Source organism: Ruegeria sp. BF6 (assembly GCF_056538665.1).
On record NZ_JBQFTN010000004.1, the window covers coordinates 223,980 to 246,126 of the forward strand.

Genomic DNA, 22,147 nt, shown 5'->3' on the forward strand with positions numbered 1-22,147 from the left:
ACAGAAAAGACGGGCAGGCAAAAAACTGACCCGATCACAGGCGGTTGCAGGGCTAAAAGGCAAAGGGTCGCAACCGGGAACTCTCAGTCAGATACCGCTTGGCGCGCAGCGTCTTTGCAGTCAGATTGGCGGACGGTTCAGGAGCAAAGGCACGTCGTGACTGCACATATTCAAACCGACCCCCGATCCAACCTGATCGGCAGCGCGTGGATGATCGCCGGAATGGCGTTGTTCGCGCTGGAGGATGCGCTGTTGAAGGGTGCATCCGCGGCCCTTCCTATCTGGCAAATCCTGCTGCTGTTCGGTGCGGGCGGGTCGGTGATCTTTGCGGTTACAGCCGTGCTGCGCGGAACATCATTGTTTCACCCTGATGTGTTATCCCGCCCCATGAAAGTGCGAGTGCTGTTCGAAATCCTCGGGCGGCTGTTCTATGTACTGGCCATCACGCTGACCCCTTTATCCGCGGCCACGGTAATCCTGCAGGCCACTCCGCTGGTCGTGGTCGCAGGGGCCGCGTTGTTCTTTGGCGAAACAGTCGGCTGGCGCCGGTGGAGCGCCATTCTGATCGGCCTCATCGGTGTGGTTGTGATCATCCAGCCGACCGGTGACAGTTTCTCGGCCCTCTCCATCCTTGCGGTGCTGGGCATGCTGGGCTTTGCCGGGCGTGATCTGGCCAGCCGTGCCGCGCCGGCAACGCTGGGGACCGAGGTGCTGGGCTTCTACGGCTTTCTTTGCATCATCGTCGCCGGGCTGGCCTATCGGTTCTGGGAGGGTGTACCGATGGCACCGCTGGACCTGCACACTAGCCTGCATGTGGGCGGCGCGATTCTGATGGGCACGGCAGCTTACTCCGCGCTGATGAAAGCCATGCGGACGGGTGAAGTCTCGGCTGTCACGCCCTTCCGCTATTCCCGCCTGCTGTTCGGTGTCGGCTTGGGCGTGGTCATGTTTGGTGAGCAACTGGATCAGACTATGTGGATTGGCAGCGCGCTGATCGTGGCCTCGGGGCTTTATATCCTGTGGCGCGGACGAAAGACCTAGCCCTTGTCGTGAAAGAAGTCATAGACCTTCTGCGCCAACCCGGCCGAAATCCCGTCGACCGCCTTCAAATCTGCCAAGTTCGCGCGGCTTACCGCCTTAGCGCTGCCGAAATGCGCCAATAGCGCCCGTTTCCTTGCAGCCCCCACTCCGGGGATTTCGTCCAAAGGCGTTGCGCCCACAGCCTTGGCCCGTTTGGCGCGGTGGGTACCAATGGCAAAGCGGTGCGCCTCATCTCGCAGGCGCTGGACGAAGTACAAGACCGGGTCATTGCGTTTCAGCGCGAAGGGTCGCTGACCGATGCGATGGAACTCTTCCTTGCCATGGTCGCGGTCTACGCCCTTGGCAACCCCGACCATCGGAATATCCTCAACCCCATGGGCCTGCATGATCTCATGCACCGCACTAACCTGCCCGGCCCCGCCGTCAATCAGCAGAAGGTCGGGCCACATGCCCTTGTCACGATCCGGATCTTCTTTCTGCAGACGGGTAAAGCGGCGGGTCAGAACCTCTTTCATCATGCCGAAGTCATCGCCCGGGGTCAGGTCATCACCACGGATATTGAACTTGCGATAGGCGTTCTTCATAAACCCCTCGGGGCCCGCGACGATCATGCCGCCCACCGCATTTGTGCCCTGAATGTGGCTGTTATCGTAGACCTCGATCCGGCTCGGCGGGTTATCCAGATCAAACGCCTCGGCCACACCGCGCAGCAGCTTGGCCTGCGTCGCGCTTTCTGACATGCGGCGGGCCAGAGACTCACGCGCATTGCGCAGGGCTCCGGCAACCAGTTCCTGTTTCTCGCCGCGTTGAGGAACAAGGATTTCCACCTTGCGGTCCGCCTTTTCAGACAAAGCCTCCTGCATCAGGTCGGCGTTTTCGATCCCATCCGACAGGATCAACTGCCGCGGCGGTTCCTTGTTGTCGTAGAACTGGCCGAGGAACGCTTCCATCACCTCAGCCGGGGACACATCCGCCCCGACCCGGGGGTAGAAATCCTTGTTCCCCCAATTCTGGTTAGCGCGGATAAAGAACACCTGAACGCACGCCTGCCCGCTATCCATATAGAGCCCGATTATGTCCGCCTCGGCTACGCCGCGCGGGTTGATACCCTGAGAGGTCTGTACCTGGGTCAGCGCCCGGATACGGTCTCGCAGACCGGCGGCGCGTTCGAACTCCATCGCCTCGGACGCGGCCATCATCTGCTCGGCCAGCTCTTCCTGCACTTTGGTCGAGCGGCCCGACAGGAAACGTTCGGCATCCTTGACGCTCTCACGGTAATCCACCTCCGAGATCAGCCCGACACACGGCCCCGAACAGCGCTTGATCTGATAGAGCAGACAGGGCCGCGTACGGCTGTCGAACATGGAATCTGAGCAATTGCGCAGCAGGAACGCCTTTTGCAGCTGGTTCAGGGTCCGGTTCACCGCGCCGGCACTGGCGAAGGGACCGAAATAAGCGCCTTTCTCTTTCTTTGCACCACGATGCTTTTTGATCTGTGGAAAGGCGTGTTCCTTGGCGACCAAAATATTGGGAAAGCTTTTATCGTCCCGCAACAGCACATTGTATTTGGGTTTGAGCTGCTTGATCAAGTTCTGCTCAAGCAGCAGCGCCTCGGTCTCGGTCCGCGTGGTCAGGAACATCATCGAAGCGGTCGAAGCGATCATCTTTTCGATCCGCCCCGAATGACCCGGGCGCGTATAGTTCGATACCCGCGCCTTCAGATTCCGCGCCTTTCCCACGTACAGAACCCGGCTGTCGGCATCCAGCATCCGGTACACACCGGGCGAGCTGTCCAGCGTTTTCACATAGCGCTGGATACAAGCATAGCCGGTGGGCTGAATGTCCGGATTCGATTCGTCCTGGGTCGTCATGGGCCTGAGATATGATTCCCTGACCGCGGCTGCAATCTTGAGGGCCGCAGATCAAGAGAAAACAAATCCACGGTTTCTGTGGATAACTGTGCAGATAAGTTTCCGGGGACGGCGAATTTCCCTTGTTTACTTGCGGATTTCCCAATTTGCACAAAAAATAGGCACATGTGTAACCTATTGTTTTTATGTTATATTATTTTGTGCACAAGGCAAGTACATGAAAAACAAGACATTTTTGTAACGAGCAGGTAACAGGAATGCGAGCGGTGCAAAACTTGCAACAGAATTACCTATTCTACCCCCAGAACATCCGGCGTTTGCCAGCCCAGATGCTGCCCGCCATCCACGCATAAAAGCTGTCCGGTAACGGCATGTGCATCCAGAAAATACCCCAAGGCAGCCGTGATATCCGCGGCGTTCGCCCCGCGCTCCAGCACCGTGTTGGCACGCTGTGCCTTAAAGTGATCTGCGGATTGCCGATGCCCCTGAATCGTCGGTCCGGGGCCGATGGCGTTGACGCGGATCGCAGGGGTCAGCGCCTGAGCGGCGGTGCGGGTCAGCGCCCACAGGCCCATCTTGGCGATGGTATAGGACATGAACTCGGGCGTTAGCTTGCGTACCCGCATATCGACCATGTTCACTATCAGCCCGGTGGCGACGGGTTCGCCCGCCTCATCCGTGTCTGGCGTCAGCCCCTGTTCTGCCATCGCCTGCGTCAGCACAAAGGGTGCGCGCAGATTGCTGTCCATATGCCGGTCCCAGCTTTGCCGGGTGGCCGTGCTGATATTGTCGTATTCAAAGATCGAGGCATTGTTGACCAGACAGGTGATCGGTCCGCCCAGCGCCTCGGCCGCACGGGGCAGCAGCGCGCTGACCTGTGCCTCGTCCAGTAGATCGGCCTGCAAAGCCACCGCCTTACGGCCTAGGGCCTGAACTTCGGCTACCGTTTCCTGCGCGGGCTGTTCCGAAGTGGCGAAATGCACGGCAACGTCATAGCCGCGACGCGCAAGATACAGGGCCATGGCCCGGCCAAGACGAATTCCGGCACCGGTCACTAACGCTCGGGTCATGGACGTTTCCTCTTGATCTAATCACACCAGCAACACGACGACGTAGACTGCATATAGCAGGGTCAACACGAAACCCCAGGTGCGTGTGATGTCCTGTTTGAAAAACACGAACGGGGCCAGCAGCAGAGAGGCACCCAGCATGACCCACAGGTCGAACCGCAGGAATTCCGGATCAACAGGAATCGGTCCAACCAGCGTGGCAATCCCGACAATGGCCAGCAGGTTGAACATGTTCGACCCGATCACATTGCCCAGCGCCACATCCGCCTGCCGCCGCAGCGCCGCCATCACTGTTGTCGCCAGTTCCGGCAGAGATGTCCCGACCGCAACCAGCGTCAAGCCGATCACCGTTTCGCTTACGCCGTAGGTGAGGGCGATGACCGTGGCATATTCGACCAACAGATGCGCCCCCATCGGCAGGCCAATCAGGCCCAGCACCAGATATATCGAAATCTTCCAGTAGGCCATGTTGGGGTCGGCCTCTTCCAGACCGTCCAGATCTTCATCTTCGGCGCAGGCCTGACCACAGGCTTTGCGGTGCGCATGCGCCTCGCGGAAGGCGTTCCACAGAACCAGACCCAATGCCGCGAGCAGGATCGCCCCACTGACCAGAGTGAACACACCGCAAAAGGCCAGACCGATGAACAGCACCGAAGCCAACAGCATGAAAACATAGTTCCTGCGGCTGTTGCATTCGCTGGTGTGCAGTGTCGACAGCAAGGCCGGCACACCCAAAACCAAGAGGATATTCGCCGTATTCGACCCGACCACGTTACCAAGGGCGATCCCCGGCGCGTTTTCCTTGATCGCGCTGATGGCGATCAAAAGCTCGGGCGCCGAGGTGCCAAAGGCCACGATCGTCAGGCTGACGATCAGCGCGGGCACGCCAAGACGCAGGCTCAGGTTCACTGCACCGCGCACCAGTGCGTCACCCGCCAGCAACAGGATCAACAATCCAAGGCCGGATAACAGCCATGCCGTCATGTACGGCCTCCTTTTTCGCAGGCGCAGGGGCCTTTGCCGATCCTGAACCGTCTGCAGCGCGGGCATCTTGAGGATTGCAACCTTTTCTGCCCCGGAAAGCGCAGCTTGCCGAACATCGCCAATACACCCATGGCAATCAGAAACAGGGTGACAATCTTGATAATCACGTCACAAACCGAAACGCGCGTAGGCAGCACGCTCCTCAAGCCCGGCGATGGCGTCCTGCGCCAGCGAGGTGCCGAACCGCGACCAGATCGGTTTGCGCAGCCCATAGCGGCGAAACTTGACCTTGTCGCCAAAGCGTTCCTGCATCTTCGGTTTCAGATGCGCGATGCCATCGATCAAGCCCAGTTCCTGCGCCCGCCGTGCCAGCCAGATTTCGCCGGTGAACAGGTCCTGACTTTCGTCCAGCTTGCTGCCACGGCGGGTTTTTACATGGGTGATGAAATTCTCGTGGATGTCGGCCAACAGGGTTTCCAGCCGCGCAACATCCTCTTTCTTTTCCGGCGCAAACGGGTCGAGCATGGATTTCGACTGCCCCGCCGTATGCACACGTCGCTCGATTCCCTGCCGTTTCAGCAGGACATGGGCACCAAAGCCGGACGAAATCACCCCGATTGACCCCAACACCGAACTGTCATCGGCATAAATCTCGTCCGCCGCAGCAGCCAACCAGTAACCACCCGAGGCCGCCACATCCTCGACAAACGCGATGACGGGGACATTCAGTTCATCGGACAGACGCCGGATTCGCGCGCCAATCAACGAGCTTTGCACCGGCGAGCCACCGGGCGAGTTGATCTCTAGCGCGACAGTAGCGGGTTTGCCCTTACGAAAGGCTTTCTCGAGTACCGGGGCCAGCGCGGTGTCGGACATCGACCCACGCCCGGCCATCCCGATGGCACCGGACAGGCGCACAACGGCCACGCAGGGTTGCTTTTTGAGAAACGGCAGGCTGAGTTTCATGGATGCCGATGTAGAGTGCACCCATCCGGTAAACAAGGGACCGCTTGGCCGATAGACGTGACGTGAACACATTTCCCGGGACCGGTGGGCAAAAATGCAACGCCCGATACAACCTAGCTGCGAATGCGCCAGCCGGTTTTGAAGATCCACCAGATAATGCCCAGACACAGGCCGGTAAACGCGACAATAGCCAACAAGCTGAACCCGATCGGCACATCCGCCAGCCCATAGAATGACCACCGGAACCCCGAGATCAGATAGACCACCGGATTGAACAGGGTAATGGTCTGCCACAGCGGCGGCAGCATAGAGATGGAATAGAACGTGCCCCCCAGAAAGATCAGCGGTGTCACTACAAGTTGCGGTACCAGCGACATCTGTTCAAAGTTGCTGGCCCAGATGCCGATGATGAATCCCAGCAGCGAAAAGCTGAGGCAAGACAGGATCAGAAAAGCCGCCATTGCAAACGGGTGTTCGATGCGTAAATCCACAAAGAATGAGGCTGTTACGAGGATGACCAACCCCACGAACAACGACTTGGTCGCCGCAGCCCCAACATAGCCGATTACAATCTCGATAAAGTTCACGGGCGCTGACAGCAGCTCGTAAATCGTGCCCAGGAACTTGGGAAAGTATATCCCGAAGGACGCGTTGGAGATCGCCAACATGACCACCGACAGCATGATCAGCCCCGGCACGATGAACGCGCCATAGGAAACGCCCTCGACTTCTTGAATACGGCTGCCTATGGCGGTGCCGAAAACCACGAAATACAGCGAGGTCGACAGGACCGGCGACAGAAAGCTCTGCGCCAGAGTGCGAAAGAACCGGGCCATTTCAAAGCGGTAGATTGCGGCGATGGCGGACCAGTTCATGCGGGCTCTCCGGACACCAGATTGACGAATATCTCTTCCAGACTCGACTGGCGGGTTTGCACATCGCGCAACACCAGCCCCGCCTGCGCCACGTCATTCAACAAGGTGGTGATGCCGGTACGGTCCGCATGGGTATCGTAGGTATAGACCAGCGCATCACCATTGCCGTTCAGCGCCAGGTTATGCGCCGCCAAACTGTCCGGGATGGTCTGGATCGGCTCGGTCAGCATCACCTCAAGCTGCTTTTTACCCATCTGCGACATCAACATTTCTTTTTCCTGCACAAGCAGAAGTTCACCCTTGTCAATGACGCCGACACGGTCGGCGATGGCTTCGGCCTCTTCGATATAATGGGTCGTCAGGATGATGGTTACGCCGGCCCGTTTCAATTCGGCGACGATCTCCCACATATCCTTGCGCAACTCGACATCTACTCCGGCGGTGGGTTCATCCAGAAACAGCACCCGCGGCTCGTGCGACAGCGCCTTGGCGATCAGAACCCGGCGTTTCATACCTCCGGACAGCTCCTTGATCGCGTTCTTGCGCTTGTCCCACAGGGACAGCTTGCGCAGAATGTCTTCGATCTTGGCATCATCGCGGCCCAGACCGAACAGGCCTCGCGACAGGCGCACCGTGTTCCAGACCTTCTCGAAAGGCTCCAGCGCAATCTCCTGCGGCACCAGACCGATCATCCGACGTGCGGCGCGGAAATCCGTCTGTATATCGTGACCGCCCACCGTCACCTTGCCCGACGTCGGTGTGGTGATGCCGCAGATGGTCGAGATCAGTGTCGTCTTCCCCGCCCCGTTGGGCCCGAGCAGCGCCAGGATTTCCCCCTGCTCGATATCCAGCGAGACACCTTTCAACGCCTCGAACCCATCGGCATAGGATTTGCGCAGATCCTTAATGGAAAGAATGGCTGTCATGCATGTTCCCTGTTCTGGGGCGACCCTACCCCGCCCGCCCAGCGCAGAACAGGCCAATTTCGCACAGGACCCTGCGCTTTTTTGCGGGTGGTTAACGCACCGCCTCAACCGTCTTGGGCCTTGCAATTCGGCAGCGATCCCGAAACCCTGCGGCGAAACGGAGGGGCGCGATGCTGAACGGTATTCGAATAATTGAAATCGAGGGGCTGGGCCCCGCTCCCTTTGCAGCAATGCTGCTGGCGGATATGGGCGCGGATGTGATTACCATTCACCGCAAAGGGCAGGCCGTAACACCAGGAATGCCTGAGCGTTCGATTCTGGATCGCGGCAAACGATCGATTGATCTGAACCTGAAAAACGAGAGCGATCTGCAGGTTGCCAAACGCCTGATCACCTCGGCCGATGCGCTTATCGAAGGCTTCCGTCCGGGCGTGATGGAAAAACTCGGCCTCGGCCCCGCCACATTCCATGAGCTGAACCCCAAACTGGTCTACGGCCGGATGACCGGCTGGGGTCAGAAAAGCCCCTTGTCAAATACGGCCGGTCATGACCTGAACTATATCGCCTTGTCCGGAGCGCTCTGGTACGGCTCCGCCCCTGGCCAACCACCACAAACCCCGGCCACACTTGTCGGTGACATTGGCGGCGGTGCCATGTATCTGGTCGCGGGCCTTCTGGCCGGACTGCTGAACGCGCAGAGAACCGGCACAGGCACGGTGGTCGATGCCGCCATTTACGATGGCTCGGCCCATATGATGAACCTGCTGATGAGTTTGGGCCAATCCGGCAATCTGTCCGAGACGCGCGGCCAAAGCCTGCTGGACGGCCCACACTGGAGCCGTACCTACACCTGCGCCGATGGCGGCTTCGTGACGGTCCAATGCCTTGAACCCAAGTTCTACGCCCTGTTTCTGCAAAAGCTGGGACTGTCGGACGATCCTGAGTTCCAACAGCAGTACGATCCCGCGACCTGGCCTGCACTCACCCAACGCCTAACCGAAGTCTTCGCCAGCAAACCCCGGGATCATTGGGCAGACCTGTTCGAAGGCACTGATGCCTGCGTCGCACCAGTCCTCAGCCCAACCGAAGCAATGGGCCATCCGATGAATATCGCGCGCCAGGCGTGGCACGCACCCGACGGCGCCCTGCAAGCCGCCGCCGCCCCCAGATTCTCTACATTCGAATGGCAGCCCAAACCCAGCCCCACGCGCGGAGAACACCGCAAGGACATTCTGAACGAGTTGAACGCGCAGCAAACGCCCGTTTCTTCATCTGGCTGAAAACAAACCGGAGGATGAATCGGCTATAGGCCAGGAAGGGGGTGGCCCCCTTAGCTTTTTACCGGCCGCGCACCGCGTCGATCATCAGTTGTACGTTTTCCGGATTCGCATCCGGCGTGATCCCGTGACCGAGGTTGAAAATATGAGGCCCCTTCGAGAACGCCTCGACGATCCGGCGCGTCTCATCCACCAGCGCCTGGCCTCCGGTCACCATATGCGACGAGGCCAGATTGCCCTGCACGCAACCATCGACCTGCACATGTTCGGCTGCCCATTCCGGCGATACCGAGTTGTCCAGCGCCACACAATCCACTCCGGTCGCGTTGGCGAATCCAACATACCCATCGCCAGCCTCACGCGGGAAACCGATCACCGGGATACCGGGATGGCGCTCCTTGATGGCCTGCGTAATCACGCGGCACGGCTCAACCGCGTATTTCCGGAACGCCTCACCCTTCAGGGACCCTGCCCAACTGTCAAAGATCTTGACCACCTCGGCCCCTGCCTCGATCTGCGCCGAAAGGTATTCGATCGTCGCCAGCGTGATCCGCTCCAACAGCGCTTCAAACAGGGCGGTGTTTTCCTCGCGCAGCGCATGGGCCGGACCCTGATCCGGCGTGCCACGTCCGGCGATCATATAGGTGGCCACCGTCCATGGCGCGCCCGCAAACCCGATCAGAGTCGTCTCGAACGGCAATTCCCGCGACAGGATGCGGACAGTTTCATACACCGGTGACAGGGTCTCGTGGATGTCCTCAACCGGTTTCAAAGCATCAAATTCCGATTGCTGCGTGATGGTCGACAGACGCGGGCCTTCCCCGGTGACGAACCACAGATCCGCGCCCAGTGCCTGCGGCACCAGCAGGATGTCGGCAAACAGGATCGCCGCGTCGAACCCGTAGCGTCGGATCGGCTGCAGGGTCACCTCGGCCGCCAGTTCCGGGTTGTAGCACAGTGAAAGGAAATCCCCCGCCTGCGCACGTGTCGCCCGGTACTCCGGCAGATACCGCCCGGCCTGACGCATCATCCAGATCGGCGGTACATCCTGTACCTCGCCCGCCAGCGCCCGCAGCAGTGTCTTTGTCTCGGCCATCTTTGCCCCCAATCATCCGGTTTGTCGCAACGGGTCTGCCTTCGGCGGCAATTTGTCAAGCCATGCCCCCATTGTCAGGGCAATGTGACGCGACTAAAGCTGTGCGCATGACACTGAACCTGCCCACACCCGCCTCACCGCTCAAGATCGGCACCCGTGGCTCGCCCCTGGCGCTGGCACAAGCCTATGAAACCCGGCAACGGCTGGGCACGGCATTCGACCTGCCGGAAGAGGCGTTCGAAATCGTGGTGATCAAGACCACCGGCGACAACCGCGCCATGATCGACGCGGATCGCCCGCTGAAAGAGATCGGCAACAAGGGACTGTTCACCAAGGAAATCGAAGAGGCGATGCTGAGGGGCGACATCGACATCGCAGTGCATTCCACCAAGGACATGCCGGTGGAACAGCCCGAGGGTTTGGTGCTGGACACCTTCCTGCCGCGCGAAGATGTGCGCGATGCGTTCATCTCACCCAGCCTGAGCTCGATCCACGATCTGTCACAGGGCGCGGTGGTCGGCACGTCGTCGCTGCGCCGCCGGGCGCAACTGCTGAACCGGCGGCCCGACCTGAATGTGGTCGAGTTCCGCGGCAACGTGCAAACCCGGCTGAAAAAGCTGGCCGACGGCGTGGCCGACTGTACTTTTCTGGCCATGGCCGGCATCCGCCGCCTGAACATGGACGAGGTTCCAGCCACCGCCATCGCGCCCGAGGACATGCTGCCTGCCATCGCGCAGGGCACGATCGGCATCGAGCGTCGCAGCGACGATTCCCGCGTTGCGGGTATGCTTGAGGCAATCCATCACGTCGAAACCGGCAAGCGCCTCGCTGCCGAACGTGCCCTGCTGGCCGCGCTGGATGGCTCGTGCGAAACCCCGATCGCCGGGCTGGCTGAAATGCAGGGCAACCAGGTGCGCCTACGCGGTGAAGTGCTGCGCCCTGACGGGTCCGAGTCGATCTCGGAAGACATCACCGGCGCGGTTGCCGACGGTGCCGAAATGGGCCGCGCAATGGCACATTCACTGTTAAAAAAAGCTGGTCCAGGCTTCTTCGACTGGAGAAATTGAAAAAAATTTGAGTAATGTGAATTACTTCACTGTAGGTTGCATCCCGATCTGGCATTAAGGTGTCACACCGATGAGATGAAGGAACAATCTCGATAAAGTCGAAAGTTTTTTCAGTTTTTTCGCTTAAGTGGTATTCGAGGGGGCGAGACTGTACCAAATCACTGATCGGTTAGGGCCGCTGTCATATTTCGACAGCGGCCCAATTCTTTTTAGTACCGAACGTCAGGAAGCGCTGATAGCTTCTACCGCCTTTTCAACAGCCGCACGGGTCTGTTCCAGATCAGCCTTGGTCACAGCCAATGACGGGTAAAGCTTGCCGGGGGATTTGAATATACCGTGCGCACGCAACGTATCGTTGTAAACGACATTCCGGCGCGGGTCGTCATGTTTGGCACTGCGGTAATCCCGGCAGGCTGCATTTGTAAAATAGATATCGAACAGCGTTTCATCGCCGACAACACGATGGGGAATACCCGCTTTGTTCAGAGCATCCACTTGCATCTGTTGCAACGCGGCCCCGGTTGCGCGCAACTGGTCAAAGGTGCCTTCACGCCGCAAAATCTCCATCGTCTTAAGACCCGCGACTGAGGCGACAGGGTTCCCGGACAAGGTACCCAACTGCATCAGCCACCCCTCTTCGCCAACCTGCGCCTTGTCGAAATGCTTCATAATCTCCGCACTTGCGCCCAGCGCGGCCAGAGGAAAGCCACCGCCAATGATTTTACCCAGCGTGCAGATATCTGGCGTAACCCCATATCGTTCCTGCGCGCCGCCATAGGCCAGCCGGAATCCGGTGACGATCTCATCGAAAATCAGCAAGACGTTGTACTTGTCGCACAGATCGCGCAGACCCTGCAGGTATCCGGGCAGGGGCGGGACGATCCGTTGCAGCGGCTCGACCATAATCGCGGCGATGTCGTCATGCTCGCCCAGCAAGGCCGCGACGGCCTCAAGATCGTTAAAGGGCGCGATTAGCATCTGCTCGGCCACGCTGTCTGGAATACCGGCACTGTCCGGCACCGCCTGCGGGAAATTGACCCGTCGGCTGGGGGCTAGGCTCATCTGCGCCTCGGCGCTCATACCGTGGTAGCCGCCCTCGAATTTCAGGATCTTGTTGCGTCCGGTATAGGCGCGGGCCAAACGGATGGCGTACATATCCGCCTCACCGCCGGAAGCGACAAAACGCACCTGTTCGCAGCAGGGCACGGCCTCGACGATGGCCTCAGCCAGTTCGATGCCTTTGGAGTTGTTGGCAAAGAAGGTCATGCCCTTGGGCAGTTGCTCCAGCACGGCCTCCATCACCTCGGGGTGGCCATGGCCCAGCAGCATGGGCCCGGAGCCGATCAGATAGTCGATGTACTCAGTGCCATCCTCATCCCAGACCCGGCTGCCTTGGCCACGGGCGATAATGATACCGGGGTCGAAATTGCCAAATCCCCCGGCAGGCAGAACCTTATTCGCGCGGGTGATCCATTCGGATTGAGTATTGATCTTCAGCATCTCACACGATCTCCAATATCGGGGAACCAAGGATTTCGGGGTCTGGCACAACACCTAACCCCGGACCTTCGGGCGGGGCAATTCGGCCATCTTCACGGTTTGGTGCGTTCGGGCAGACGCGCGGGGCCACATAAGACGACAGGTCGCAGGTGTTCAGCAACGAACCGTGCGGGGTCGAAGCTGCAAAGTGCAACGAAGCGGCGGTGACGATATCCGACCCCCAGGTGCATTCGGCGCAAATCTCGGCCCCCAGATGCACCGTCAGGTCCCGTGCCCGGCGCATCGCCGACAATCCACCGAACTTGGACAGTTTCAGCGCCACCGCATCCATGCAGCCCAGTTCATGCGCGCGCAGCAGCGAGGCCAGATCATGGGCGTTCTCGTCGATCTTCATTGGCAAGCCGGTGGCCTGCCGGACGGCCGCGCAATCTTCCAGCGTCTTGCAGGGCTGTTCAAGCATCACATCCAGATGTGCCACAGCGCGACCCGTCCGCGTGGCCTGCAGGCGCGACGCGCCGCAGTTCCAATCGCCATAGACCAACGGCCCCGGCCCCACGGCCTCACGCACTTTGATCAGGCGTTCGGCATCGGCCTGCCAGTCACCTTCCACGCCCAGCTTGACCTGAAACTGCCGGATGCCGGTCTGATAAGCGGTCAGGGCGATGCGGGCCATCTCATCCGGGGCGATGCAGGTGATCGAATGGTAAAGCGGCATGTCCTTGCGCGTCCGTCCACCCAACAGTGCATAGACCGGCTGGCCGGTGGCCTGCCCGAACAAATCCCACAGGGCGATATCAACGATAGACTTGGCGTAGGCGTGACCCTGTAGGAACCCGTCCAGTTTGCGCATGGGCGCGTCGACACCAAACGGTGAAATGCCCAGGATTTCAGGCCCCATATCGGTGATTGCACCCGGCACACCCTCCGCATAGGCGGGCAGGTAGTGCGGAATCGGGCAGACCTCGCCCCATCCCTTCAGGCCGGTATCCGTTTCGAGACGCAGTATATGAGAAGTCACGGTTGCGCAGGTCTTGCCGTCGGCCATGTGATAGGTCTCATGGCTGGTCAGGTCGATTGACCAGAGCGTTATTTTGCTGATCTTCATTGATATACTCCAATCGGACCGCTCAACGCATCTTCGTCCGGATGCACGCCCAGGCCCGGCGTCTCCGGCAGATGCAAGTGGCCGTCGATGTTGCGGGGGCCGCGACCGCCTGCGATATCGACAGTGATCATGTCCTGACAGGCCCAAACGGCGAGGCAATTGTCATCCGGGATGGTAGCGGCCAGATGCAACGCCTCGGCATCGGCAAGAACCGAGCCTCCGGTCGCCATCACGAACATGTCGATACCATGCGCCAGCGCGATATCCCGCATTCGAGCGGCCTTGGTCAGACCACCCACACGGTTCAGTTTGATCCCGAAGATCTCGGCCAGCCCGTTGCGGGCAACACGAGCGGCGTCCTGCAGGGTGACGAGGCTTTCATCCACCGACACGGGCGAGGCATGACGGCCCGAGATCGCGGCGACGTCGTCCAGTGTCTCTCCGGGTTGTTCGAACATCACGTTCAAGTCCTCGCAGGCGCTCATAACCCGCAGGGCCTGTTGTCGGGTCCAGCCACGGTTAACGTCATAGAGGATGATCTCTCCCGGTTGCCGGGTGCTTTCCACATCGCGGACGCGGGCAATATCGCGTTCCACGTTGCCGCCGATTTTCACTGAATGCGCAATGTAGCCACGGCTGCGATAGCGTTCCAGGACCTCGCGGGTTTCTTCGATGGTCTTGGCGCCGACCGAGGAGGCAATCGGGCGCGGCGTGCGTGACCCGCCCCCCATCAGATCTGCAATCGGCAGGCCCGCTGCCTGACCGGCGATATCCCAGCAGGCCATATCGATCGGGCTTTTGGCATAAAGGTGTCCAGGCAATGCCATATCCATTGCGCGCTCCACCTCAAGAACCTTGCGCGGATCGAGACCAAGGATGACCGGCGCCATCGTTTCAATCCCGGCGCGGATACCCGGCCCGTGCGCAGGCACATAGGTATTGCCCCAGGGGGTGCCCTCGCCCCAGCCGGTCAGACCGGTGTCGGTTTCGATCTTCACCAGCGTCGCGTCGAGCGTTTCGAACTTCAGCCGTCCACCGGACAGCCAATAGGGATGCTCCAGCGGCAAATCGACCTGGTAAACAGTGATGGTCTTGATCTTCATAGGGCATACTCCGCCACTGGCGCGCCGAGGCTTTCGAAATCGGGGGTCACGCCCAGCCCGGGCGTATCAGAGGCAAAGAGCCTGCCATCCCGCGCAACTGGCCCGCCGATTCCAGTGGATCGGGTGTTATAATTCATCAGGTCGGTGGTGTTCTGCAGGAAATCTTCGGGGGTTGATGCCGCGAAATGCGCGACGACCGACGTGGTGATCTCTCCGCCCCATGTATCTTCGCTGACCACCGGAATGCGGTTCTCTACCAGATAGTCCCGCACCCGCCGCGCCTTGCTGAGGCCGCCGAGGTTCGAGATTTTCAGACAGCAGACTTCGGCCCCACGATCGGCGACAATCCGTTGGGCCATATGTATGCCGGTGACGCATTCGTCCAGCTTCATCGGCTGCTCGGCGACACGCCTCACCTGTTGGCATTCCTCATAGGTGCGGCAGGGCTGTTCCAGAATGAAGTCCAGATCGCGCGTTGCCCGCGCCACCCGGATTGCGTTGTCCACGCGCCAGCCTTGATTGGCATCGGCCATCGCTTTTTCACCCGGTTGCAACAAAGGCACGGTGGCGCGAATGCGGTCAATATCAGTAACCCAGTCGCCACCGACATTAATCTGGAACTGGCGATAGCCCTGTTTGCGGCAGGCGTTCATCTCGGCCACCGTCTCATCCACCGCCTTCTGCGGTGCCACCCGGTACATCGGGGCACCATCGGTCAGTTTGCCACCCAGCAACATCCAAACAGGCTGATCGCAGGCCTGCCCCAGAATGTCCCAGCAGGCTGCGTCGAACGGAGCCTTGGCGTATCCGTGCCCCTGCACCAGGTGGTCCATCAACTGTTCGATGCGCGCCACCTGCCGGGGATCCTCGCCCAACAGCGAGGGCGCCACCAGCCGTGCCAACGCCGCCACGCCCTCGGAATGGGCAACCATGTAGTTCTCGCCACAAGGCGTGAACTCGCCACAACCTTGGAGCCCGGCATCGGTGTCGACAACAACGACCGAAGCGATGGCCGTTTCAATCGCATTGCCCGCACCCCAGACATAGGCTCCGCCTACATAAGGTAGATCAGTCTGGTAGATGCGGATGCGGTTGATCTTCATGCGGCATCCATCCGAGGCAGATCGCCCATGCCTTCACCCCGCCAGAGGACAAAGGTCAGGATCGGTTGGTCGGTCGTAGTCATCGCGTGGCTTTGCCAGCTGTCATGATGGCGTGTCTGGTTCGGCCCGACAAAGCTGTCATTGCCCGCGACTCGGAACACAGCCCCGCCTGCCAGCGTCAGGTACAGTTCCTCGGCCTGATGGCTGTGCCAGTCATAGTGCAGGCCCGCCCCCCAGTAGGCCACGTAGCCCCGCAACTGGGTCGAGTGAAAATGGCCGGTCGGGCCGAACAGTTCGTAATACCCATAGCGATTAAGGAAATCTGCACCGACTTCATCCTCGGTATAGGTCAGTTTCCAATGGGCCAGATGCGCGGTGGCCTTGATCGCGTCGGACAAGGCTTTGGTAGTTTCGCTGCCGCCTGCATCGAAATTGTGCACCATATCGACTGCGGGAATACGGCACGACTGTAGTTGGGTTGCGGTCAGGTCCGTGGGCCATGGCCCGAACGCTGAAAGATCGGGATGCGCCTGATGCAGCTGCCGTGCGGCCTCTAATACGTCGTCCAGAGTCATGGGATCACCACAATATTCCCGGTGTGCTGTTTCGCGATGAAAGCAGCTTGCGCCTCGCGCAGCTCCTCCAGCGGATAGGTTGCGGCGAGGGCAGGTTTGATCTCACCGGCCTCGATGTATTTCACGAGATTCCGCATGACCTGCGGGTCGATCACGGTCGAGCCGGTGAAAGTCAGGTCGCGCAGGTAAAAGGTGCGCAGGTCGAAATTCACCATCGGCCCGGCAATAGCGCCGGAACAGGTATAGCGCCCGCCGCGTTCCAGAATGTCGATCAGTTTCGGCCAGTACGGCCCACCCACCACATCGGCCACCACGGTGATCTCTTCACCGCCCAGTTTCGCGCGCAGGTTTTCGGGCGCGCGCGGCAGGATCACGTCCGGCCCCAGTTCCGCTACATCCGCGTGTTTTGCTTCGGACGCCATCGCGATCACCCGCGCGCCACGCCGTTTGGCCAGTTGCACCAGCGCGCCGCCGACACCGCCCGAGGCTCCGGGGATCAGAACCGTGTCGGCGTTGGTCACGTTGGCGCGGGTCAGCATCCCTTCGGCGGTGGAGTAGGAACAGGAGAAGGTAGCCAGTTCCGCGTCCGACAGGTCCGAGGTGATCGGCACCGCGTTTGCGGCCAGCGTCGTGGCGTATTCGGCGAACCCTCCGTCCCGTTCCGAGCCAAAATACCCGGTCTTGTCCATATTGTCGGGGTCCCCCGGATCGCGCAGCCAGCCATCAGTGATGACACGTTCGCCGATACGTCCGCTGTCCACGCCCTCTCCCACGGCCACGATTTCACCGCAGATATCGGCCCCTTGAATGCGGGGAAACGTGATTGGCGCGCCGCCCCATGTGGGGTCATCTTCTCCAACCTTGTCAAACGCGCCACCGGTCGTCGCGTCGGTGACAGTCTTGGAATACCAGCCCGAGCGCGTGTTCACGTCGGTGTTGTTCAGACCACAGGCGGCGACCTTGATCAGCACCTCTCCGGGCGCGGGGCTGGGGCGCAGCCAGTCTTTGTGCAGCACCATCTGATCCAGACCGCCATGGCCCATCGTGACCATGGCTTTCATCGTATTGGGCAGGGTCATCACATGGTCTCCAATGCCGCGTCGGTGCGCGGTAGCAGGCTTTGTGGATCATAGGCCGCCTCAGCCAGCACGCAGGCCGCGCGGGGTGTGCCATGGATCACGACCTGCAGGACGGTTCCGGGCGTTGCCGCCTCGGGCTTGATATAGGCAAAGGCGAGGATTTTGCCGACCGTATGCCCGTAGACCACCGAAGCGGTAGATCCTACGACACGGCCGTCCAGCATCACCGCTTCGCCACCATGGCCGTCGATCTCGCCATCCGGTTCGATCTCCAGATAGGCGCAGATCCACGGCAGGTCGGTGTTCAGCGTTTTATCCTTGCCCAGATAGTCCTTGTCAGTGCGGGCAAAGCGCAGCACGTCAGCCTCGGCCAGAGTGACCTCGTTGGTCAACTCGCCCGCACCTTTGAAGCCCTTCTCCATCCGCATCACGTTCATCGCAAAGCTGCCATAGTCGGTGATGCCATGCGGCTCACCCGCTGCCCAAAGAGCATTGTAGACATCGAGGCAGGCGGCGTTGGGCATATGCAGTTCCCAGCCCAATTCACCGGCATAGGACATCCGGAAGGCCCAGACATTGTGACCTGCGATGGTGATCTCTTGCGCGGACAGCCAGCGGAACCCGGCATTGGTCAGATCGGCATCGGTGCAGCGCGCCAACACATCTCGCGAGCGGGGGCCGTTCAGCGACAGGGCTGACCAATCCGCCGACAGGGCCGTGATCTGCACATCCTCATCCGCGCGCTGTTGCGCCAGATGATCCAGCAGACGCTGTTCAAAGAAGGCCGCGCACACTAGGTAGAACCGATCCTCAGCCATGCGGACAATCGTGGTCTCCAACTCGATCCGGCCACGCCGGTTCAGCATGTGGGTAAGGGTGATCGAGCCAACCTTCTGCGGCATCCGGTTGGCGGTCAACCGGTCCAGAAGGGCATAAGCGTTCGGTCCCGAAACCTCGACCTTAGTGAAGGCGGTAACGTCCATGATGCCGACGCTCTCACGCACTGCTTTGACCTCCGCTGCGACCATGTCGTCAGCAGGGGTTCGGCGGAAAGAATAGTGATCTCGCTGTTCCACACCATCCCGCGCGAACCAGCGGGGGCGCTCAAAGCCGTATACTTCCTCATGCACCGCGCCCTTTGATTGCAGAAGGTCGTACAGCGGCGACGGCTTGATTGGACGTCCCTCCAGACGATTGAAATGCGGAAACGGGATTTCGTGGCGCAGGCAGTAATCTTCCTCGGCCTTGATCACCTGCCAGTCCTTTGTGGCGTAGTTGCCAAACCGGCGCGGATCGAATTCCCTCATCGAGATGTCGGCGGCCCCGTGAACCATCCAGCGCGCCAGTTCGCGGGTCAGGCCCGGCCCCCAGCCGATGCCGATCTGCGTGCCGCAGCAGCACCAGTAATTCCGCACGCCGGGCGCTGGTCCGATCAGAGGGTTGCCGTCCGGCGGGTGCGAGATCGCCCCATGCACGTCGCGCTGAATGCCCAGCTCGGCAAAGATCGGCATCCGGTTCAGGCTTTCCTCAAGCCACGGCATCACCCGGTCGTAATCCGCATCAAACAGCCAGTTTTCGTATTCCCACGGGCAATGATCATGCCAGACCGAGTTCGGGTTCTCTTTCTCATAAATCCCGATCAGGCCGCGCTGCTGCTCCATCCGGATATAGCCCGAGACCTTGCGGTCATCGCGGATCACCGGCAGTTCCTTGTCTAGGTTTTGGAACTCAGGCACCGGCTCGGTCACGAAGTAATGGTGGGTCATCGAGGTCATCGGCAGTTGCAGCCCCGACCACTCACCCATTTGCCGCGCATAGGTGCCGCCCGCATTCACTACATGCTCGCAGGTGATGGTGCCCATTTCGGTCTCGACCACCCACTCGCCATTCTCGGCCTGCGTGATGTTTGTCGCCCGGCAGCTGCGGAAGATACGCACGCCCTTCCGACGTGCGCCAGCAGCCATCGCCATGGTGACGTTGGTCGGGTCCACGTGGCCGTCATCCGGCGTATGCAGCGCACCCAATACGCCTTCGAGATTGTAGAACGGGTGCAGCTCGGCCACCCTCGACGGCCCGACAAGTTCGATATTGAAGCCCAGCGACCGGCCCACCGACAGCGTGTGGCGCAGCCAGTCCATCTCATCCTCGGTATAGGCCAGACGGAACGAGCCGCAGCCGTGCCATGTTACCGGCTGGCCGGTTTCGGCCTCCAGTTGACCGGAATATAGACCGATGTTGTAGTCCACGCATTTGCCCAGCCCGAAGCTTGAGGTCGAATGCGTGATCTGCCCAGCCGCGTGCCATGTACTGCCGCTGGTCAGCTCGGCCTTTTCCAGCAGGACAGTGTCATCGCCCCACCCTTCATGCGCCAGATGATAGGCCAGACCGACCCCCATGACACCACCTCCGACGATGACCACACGGGCGTAGGTGGGCAGATTCTTCTCGGACATGATTTTTCCTCTTCCCGAGTCGCGTTTCTGCTCGACAGGCTAATTCCACAAATGTACCATCGTCAATCATGAATGACACAAATGTATCATCAACCGTACTCGATCGTCTCAGCCAGGAGTGGGACGCCCTCACCCCCGAGGCCCAGAAAGCTGCGCGTTACGTGCTGGAAAACCCAAGCGACGTTGGGGTCTCGACCGTGCGCGAGATCGCCGAAGCGGCGAAAGTGAAGCCCAACACCTTTGTCCGCATGGCGCGCCAGGTCGGCTTCGATGGGTATGAGGATTTCCGCGCCCCCTTCCGCGATGCGATTCGCAAGGGCAGCGTGTCGTTTCCCGACCGCGCCCGCTGGTTGCAGGACATTGGCAAGTCGGGGGAACTGGGCGGGCTCTATGCCGATATGGTCGGTGCCGCGATCCGCAACATTGAGGAAACCTTTGCCGGAATCGACGCCGCCAGTCTGAAATCCGCCGCCGAAGATATCTGGAATTGCCGCCAGATTTTCACGCTGGGTGTTGGTGTCAACAATGCCAACGCACGCAATTTCACCTATCTGGCCTCGACCGGGATGAAGCAGTTCCACGCCATCCCCCGCCCCGGCTCGACTCCGGTCGATGATCTGGCCTGGGCCGATGAGCAGGACGTGCTGATCGCGATCACCTGCCGCCCCTACCGGACCGAGGTGATCGAGGCGATCAAACTGGCCCGCCTGCAGGGCCTGACCGTTGTCGGCATTTCGGACAGCCCGGCCAGTCCGGTCATCCTGAACGCACAGCACGGATTTGTCGTTGCCGCCGACACACCGCAATTCTTCCCGTCCTCCGTCTCGACCATCGCGTTGCTTGAAACGCTGCTGTCCTTCGTGATTGCGGTTTCCAGTGACGAAATCGTCGAACGGGTGGAGCGGTTTCACCAACGCAGACACCAACTTGGCCTCTACGCGGAGGAGCCCGAATGAACGCCCCCCTGACCCATTCACTGGACGCGCGCTATTACACCGATCCTGCGGTTTTTCGGCAGGAAATGCAGGGGCTTCTGTCCCAAACGTGGCAATTCGCGGGCCATGTGGCGCAGGTGCGGGAAACCGGCGACTACTTCGCGTTTGAGATCGCCGGGCAGAGCCTGTTCTGCATTCGCGGCCGCGACGGAGAAATCCGCACCTTCTACAACGTCTGCCAGCACCGCGCGCATGAGATGGTCACTGGTGCAGGCAACACCCGCGTCGTCGTCTGCCCCTACCACGCCTGGACCTACGAGTTGTCCGGCCAGTTGCGCGCCGGCCCGAACATCAAATCTGTTCCCGGCTTCGACCGCAGCGCGATCTGCCTGACCTCGGTCCGCACCGAAGTGTTCAACGGCTTCATCTTCGTCAACCTCGACGATGATGCAGCCCCGATGGACGAATGGTACCCCGGCGTGCGCGAGGAAATCGGTGCCTTTGTTCCGCATATCAATGATTTGGAACCGCTTGAATGGGTCGAGATCCCGGAAAACTGCAACTGGAAGGTCAGTATCGAGAACTACTCGGAATGCTACCACTGCCCGACCAACCACCCGACCTTTGCCGAAGGCGTGGTCAAGCCCGAGACCTATGACATCCAGCCTGACGCCAGCGGCGGATATGTCCTCCGCCATACGACCGAGTGTCAGAGCCTCGACAAGATGACCTACCCGGTCGACCTGTCGATACCTCATGCGGGCGACTATCAGTCTTGGTTCCTGTGGCCGATGTTCTCTTTCCAGTGCTACCCGGGCAATGTGTTGAACACCTATCACTGGCGTGCCAGCGACTCCGATCACTGCACTGTCTGGCGCGGCTGGTTCACCGAAGGCGGGTCTGAGAGCGCCGTGATCCGGCAATTGGCCGTGCAGGATCGCGAGACCACGGTCGAGGAAGACATCCGCCTTGTCGAATCCGTCCACCGCGGCCTCAAATCCCGAGGCTACCGCCCCGGCCCGCTGGTGCTGGACCCCGGTTGCGGGGTGATGTCGGAGCATTCGATCGCTAGGCTGCAGCAATGGATGCGAGAGGCGGTAGACTAATGATCTTGGCGATCC

18 protein-coding genes and 1 pseudogene are annotated in these 22,147 nt (G+C 60.3%); 5 read left to right on the plus strand and 14 right to left on the minus strand.

The window, feature by feature from the left end:
• Window positions 1–156 precede the first annotated feature (156 nt).
• On the plus strand, window positions 157–1,041 hold the full coding sequence (locus tag ACR0IM_RS13765; protein ID WP_480682258.1) for a DMT family transporter: 885 nt from the start codon (window positions 157–159) through the stop codon (window positions 1,039–1,041).
• Here ACR0IM_RS13765 and uvrC read toward each other — a convergent pair.
• The 6 genes and pseudogenes from uvrC to ACR0IM_RS13795 form a co-directional block, all read right to left on the minus strand.
• A complete protein-coding gene (gene uvrC / locus ACR0IM_RS13770) occupies window positions 1,038–2,912 on the minus strand; it encodes an excinuclease ABC subunit UvrC (RefSeq protein ID WP_480592617.1) in 1,875 nt (624 codons plus the stop codon). The genes ACR0IM_RS13765 and uvrC overlap by 4 nt on opposite strands.
• Window positions 2,913–3,202: 290 nt before the next feature.
• Window positions 3,203–3,988 (minus strand): annotated as a pseudogene (locus ACR0IM_RS13775) (SDR family oxidoreductase); the annotation flags it as partial.
• 15 nt (window positions 3,989–4,003) lie between these two features.
• Complete coding sequence (locus ACR0IM_RS13780) at window positions 4,004–4,966, minus strand: calcium/sodium antiporter (RefSeq protein ID WP_480592612.1); 963 nt, start codon at window positions 4,964–4,966, stop codon at window positions 4,004–4,006.
• Window positions 4,967–5,134: 168 nt separating this feature from the next.
• Window positions 5,135–5,932 (minus strand): S49 family peptidase, encoded by a 798-nt coding sequence (locus tag ACR0IM_RS13785; RefSeq protein ID WP_480641874.1) that lies wholly within the window; start codon window positions 5,930–5,932, stop codon window positions 5,135–5,137.
• A gap of 113 nt (window positions 5,933–6,045) precedes the next feature.
• Window positions 6,046–6,807 carry an ABC transporter permease gene (locus ACR0IM_RS13790; RefSeq protein ID WP_475207878.1) on the minus strand — a complete coding sequence of 254 codons (762 nt, stop codon included), beginning with the start codon at window positions 6,805–6,807 and terminating at the stop codon, window positions 6,046–6,048.
• Window positions 6,804–7,733, minus strand: coding sequence for an ABC transporter ATP-binding protein (locus ACR0IM_RS13795; protein ID WP_480592608.1), 930 nt, complete (start codon window positions 7,731–7,733; stop codon window positions 6,804–6,806). The genes ACR0IM_RS13790 and ACR0IM_RS13795 overlap by 4 nt, the downstream gene beginning before the upstream one ends.
• 170 nt (window positions 7,734–7,903) lie before the next feature.
• Here ACR0IM_RS13795 and ACR0IM_RS13800 point away from each other — a divergent pair, with 170 nt between their 5' ends.
• Window positions 7,904–9,013 carry a CaiB/BaiF CoA transferase family protein gene (locus tag ACR0IM_RS13800; RefSeq protein WP_480682260.1) on the plus strand — a complete coding sequence of 370 codons (1,110 nt, stop codon included), beginning with the start codon at window positions 7,904–7,906 and terminating at the stop codon, window positions 9,011–9,013.
• Between the two features lie 58 nt (window positions 9,014–9,071).
• Here the strand turns inward: ACR0IM_RS13800 and hemE are convergent, their stop codons facing one another.
• Window positions 9,072–10,106: a uroporphyrinogen decarboxylase gene (hemE, locus tag ACR0IM_RS13805; protein WP_480682262.1), complete on the minus strand. Its 1,035-nt coding sequence runs from the start codon at window positions 10,104–10,106 to the stop codon at window positions 9,072–9,074.
• Window positions 10,107–10,213: 107 nt separating this feature from the next.
• Between hemE and hemC the strand changes: the two genes are divergently transcribed.
• A complete protein-coding gene (gene hemC, locus ACR0IM_RS13810) occupies window positions 10,214–11,173 on the plus strand; it encodes a hydroxymethylbilane synthase (protein WP_480682264.1) in 960 nt (319 codons plus the stop codon).
• Window positions 11,174–11,395: 222 nt separating this feature from the next.
• Here hemC and ACR0IM_RS13815 read toward each other — a convergent pair whose 3' ends face one another.
• From ACR0IM_RS13815 to ACR0IM_RS13845, 7 genes are read right to left on the minus strand one after another with little or no spacing between them, the layout of a single operon-like run.
• Window positions 11,396–12,673 (minus strand): aspartate aminotransferase family protein, encoded by a 1,278-nt coding sequence (locus tag ACR0IM_RS13815; protein WP_480682265.1) that lies wholly within the window; start codon window positions 12,671–12,673, stop codon window positions 11,396–11,398.
• Between the two features lies 1 nt (window position 12,674).
• The gene (locus ACR0IM_RS13820) at window positions 12,675–13,778 is read right to left on the minus strand and encodes a mandelate racemase/muconate lactonizing enzyme family protein (protein ID WP_480641737.1); all 1,104 of its coding nucleotides are present in this window, start codon (window positions 13,776–13,778) and stop codon (window positions 12,675–12,677) included.
• Window positions 13,775–14,881: a mandelate racemase/muconate lactonizing enzyme family protein gene (locus ACR0IM_RS13825; protein WP_480641736.1), complete on the minus strand. Its 1,107-nt coding sequence runs from the start codon at window positions 14,879–14,881 to the stop codon at window positions 13,775–13,777. The genes ACR0IM_RS13820 and ACR0IM_RS13825 overlap by 4 nt, the downstream gene beginning before the upstream one ends.
• The gene (locus ACR0IM_RS13830) at window positions 14,878–15,984 is read right to left on the minus strand and encodes a mandelate racemase/muconate lactonizing enzyme family protein (RefSeq protein ID WP_480682267.1); all 1,107 of its coding nucleotides are present in this window, start codon (window positions 15,982–15,984) and stop codon (window positions 14,878–14,880) included. The genes ACR0IM_RS13825 and ACR0IM_RS13830 overlap by 4 nt, the downstream gene beginning before the upstream one ends.
• A complete protein-coding gene (locus ACR0IM_RS13835; protein ID WP_480641734.1) occupies window positions 15,981–16,559 on the minus strand; it encodes a dimethylsulfonioproprionate lyase family protein in 579 nt (192 codons plus the stop codon). The genes ACR0IM_RS13830 and ACR0IM_RS13835 overlap by 4 nt, the downstream gene beginning before the upstream one ends.
• Entirely contained in the window at window positions 16,556–17,638 is a 1,083-nt protein-coding gene (locus tag ACR0IM_RS13840) for an alcohol dehydrogenase family protein (protein ID WP_480682269.1), read from the minus strand. The genes ACR0IM_RS13835 and ACR0IM_RS13840 overlap by 4 nt, the downstream gene beginning before the upstream one ends.
• Window positions 17,638–20,091, minus strand: a complete 2,454-nt coding sequence (locus ACR0IM_RS13845) for an FAD-dependent oxidoreductase (protein WP_480682270.1) — start codon at window positions 20,089–20,091, stop codon at window positions 17,638–17,640. Before ACR0IM_RS13845 ends, ACR0IM_RS13840 begins: the two co-directional genes overlap by 1 nt.
• A 68-nt stretch (window positions 20,092–20,159) precedes the next feature.
• Here ACR0IM_RS13845 and ACR0IM_RS13850 point away from each other — a divergent pair, with 68 nt between their 5' ends.
• Complete coding sequence (locus ACR0IM_RS13850; protein ID WP_480592586.1) at window positions 20,160–21,047, plus strand: MurR/RpiR family transcriptional regulator; 888 nt, start codon at window positions 20,160–20,162, stop codon at window positions 21,045–21,047.
• A complete protein-coding gene (locus tag ACR0IM_RS13855; protein WP_480682271.1) occupies window positions 21,044–22,132 on the plus strand; it encodes an aromatic ring-hydroxylating oxygenase subunit alpha in 1,089 nt (362 codons plus the stop codon). The genes ACR0IM_RS13850 and ACR0IM_RS13855 overlap by 4 nt, the downstream gene beginning before the upstream one ends.
• Window positions 22,133–22,147: the final 15 nt, after the last annotated feature.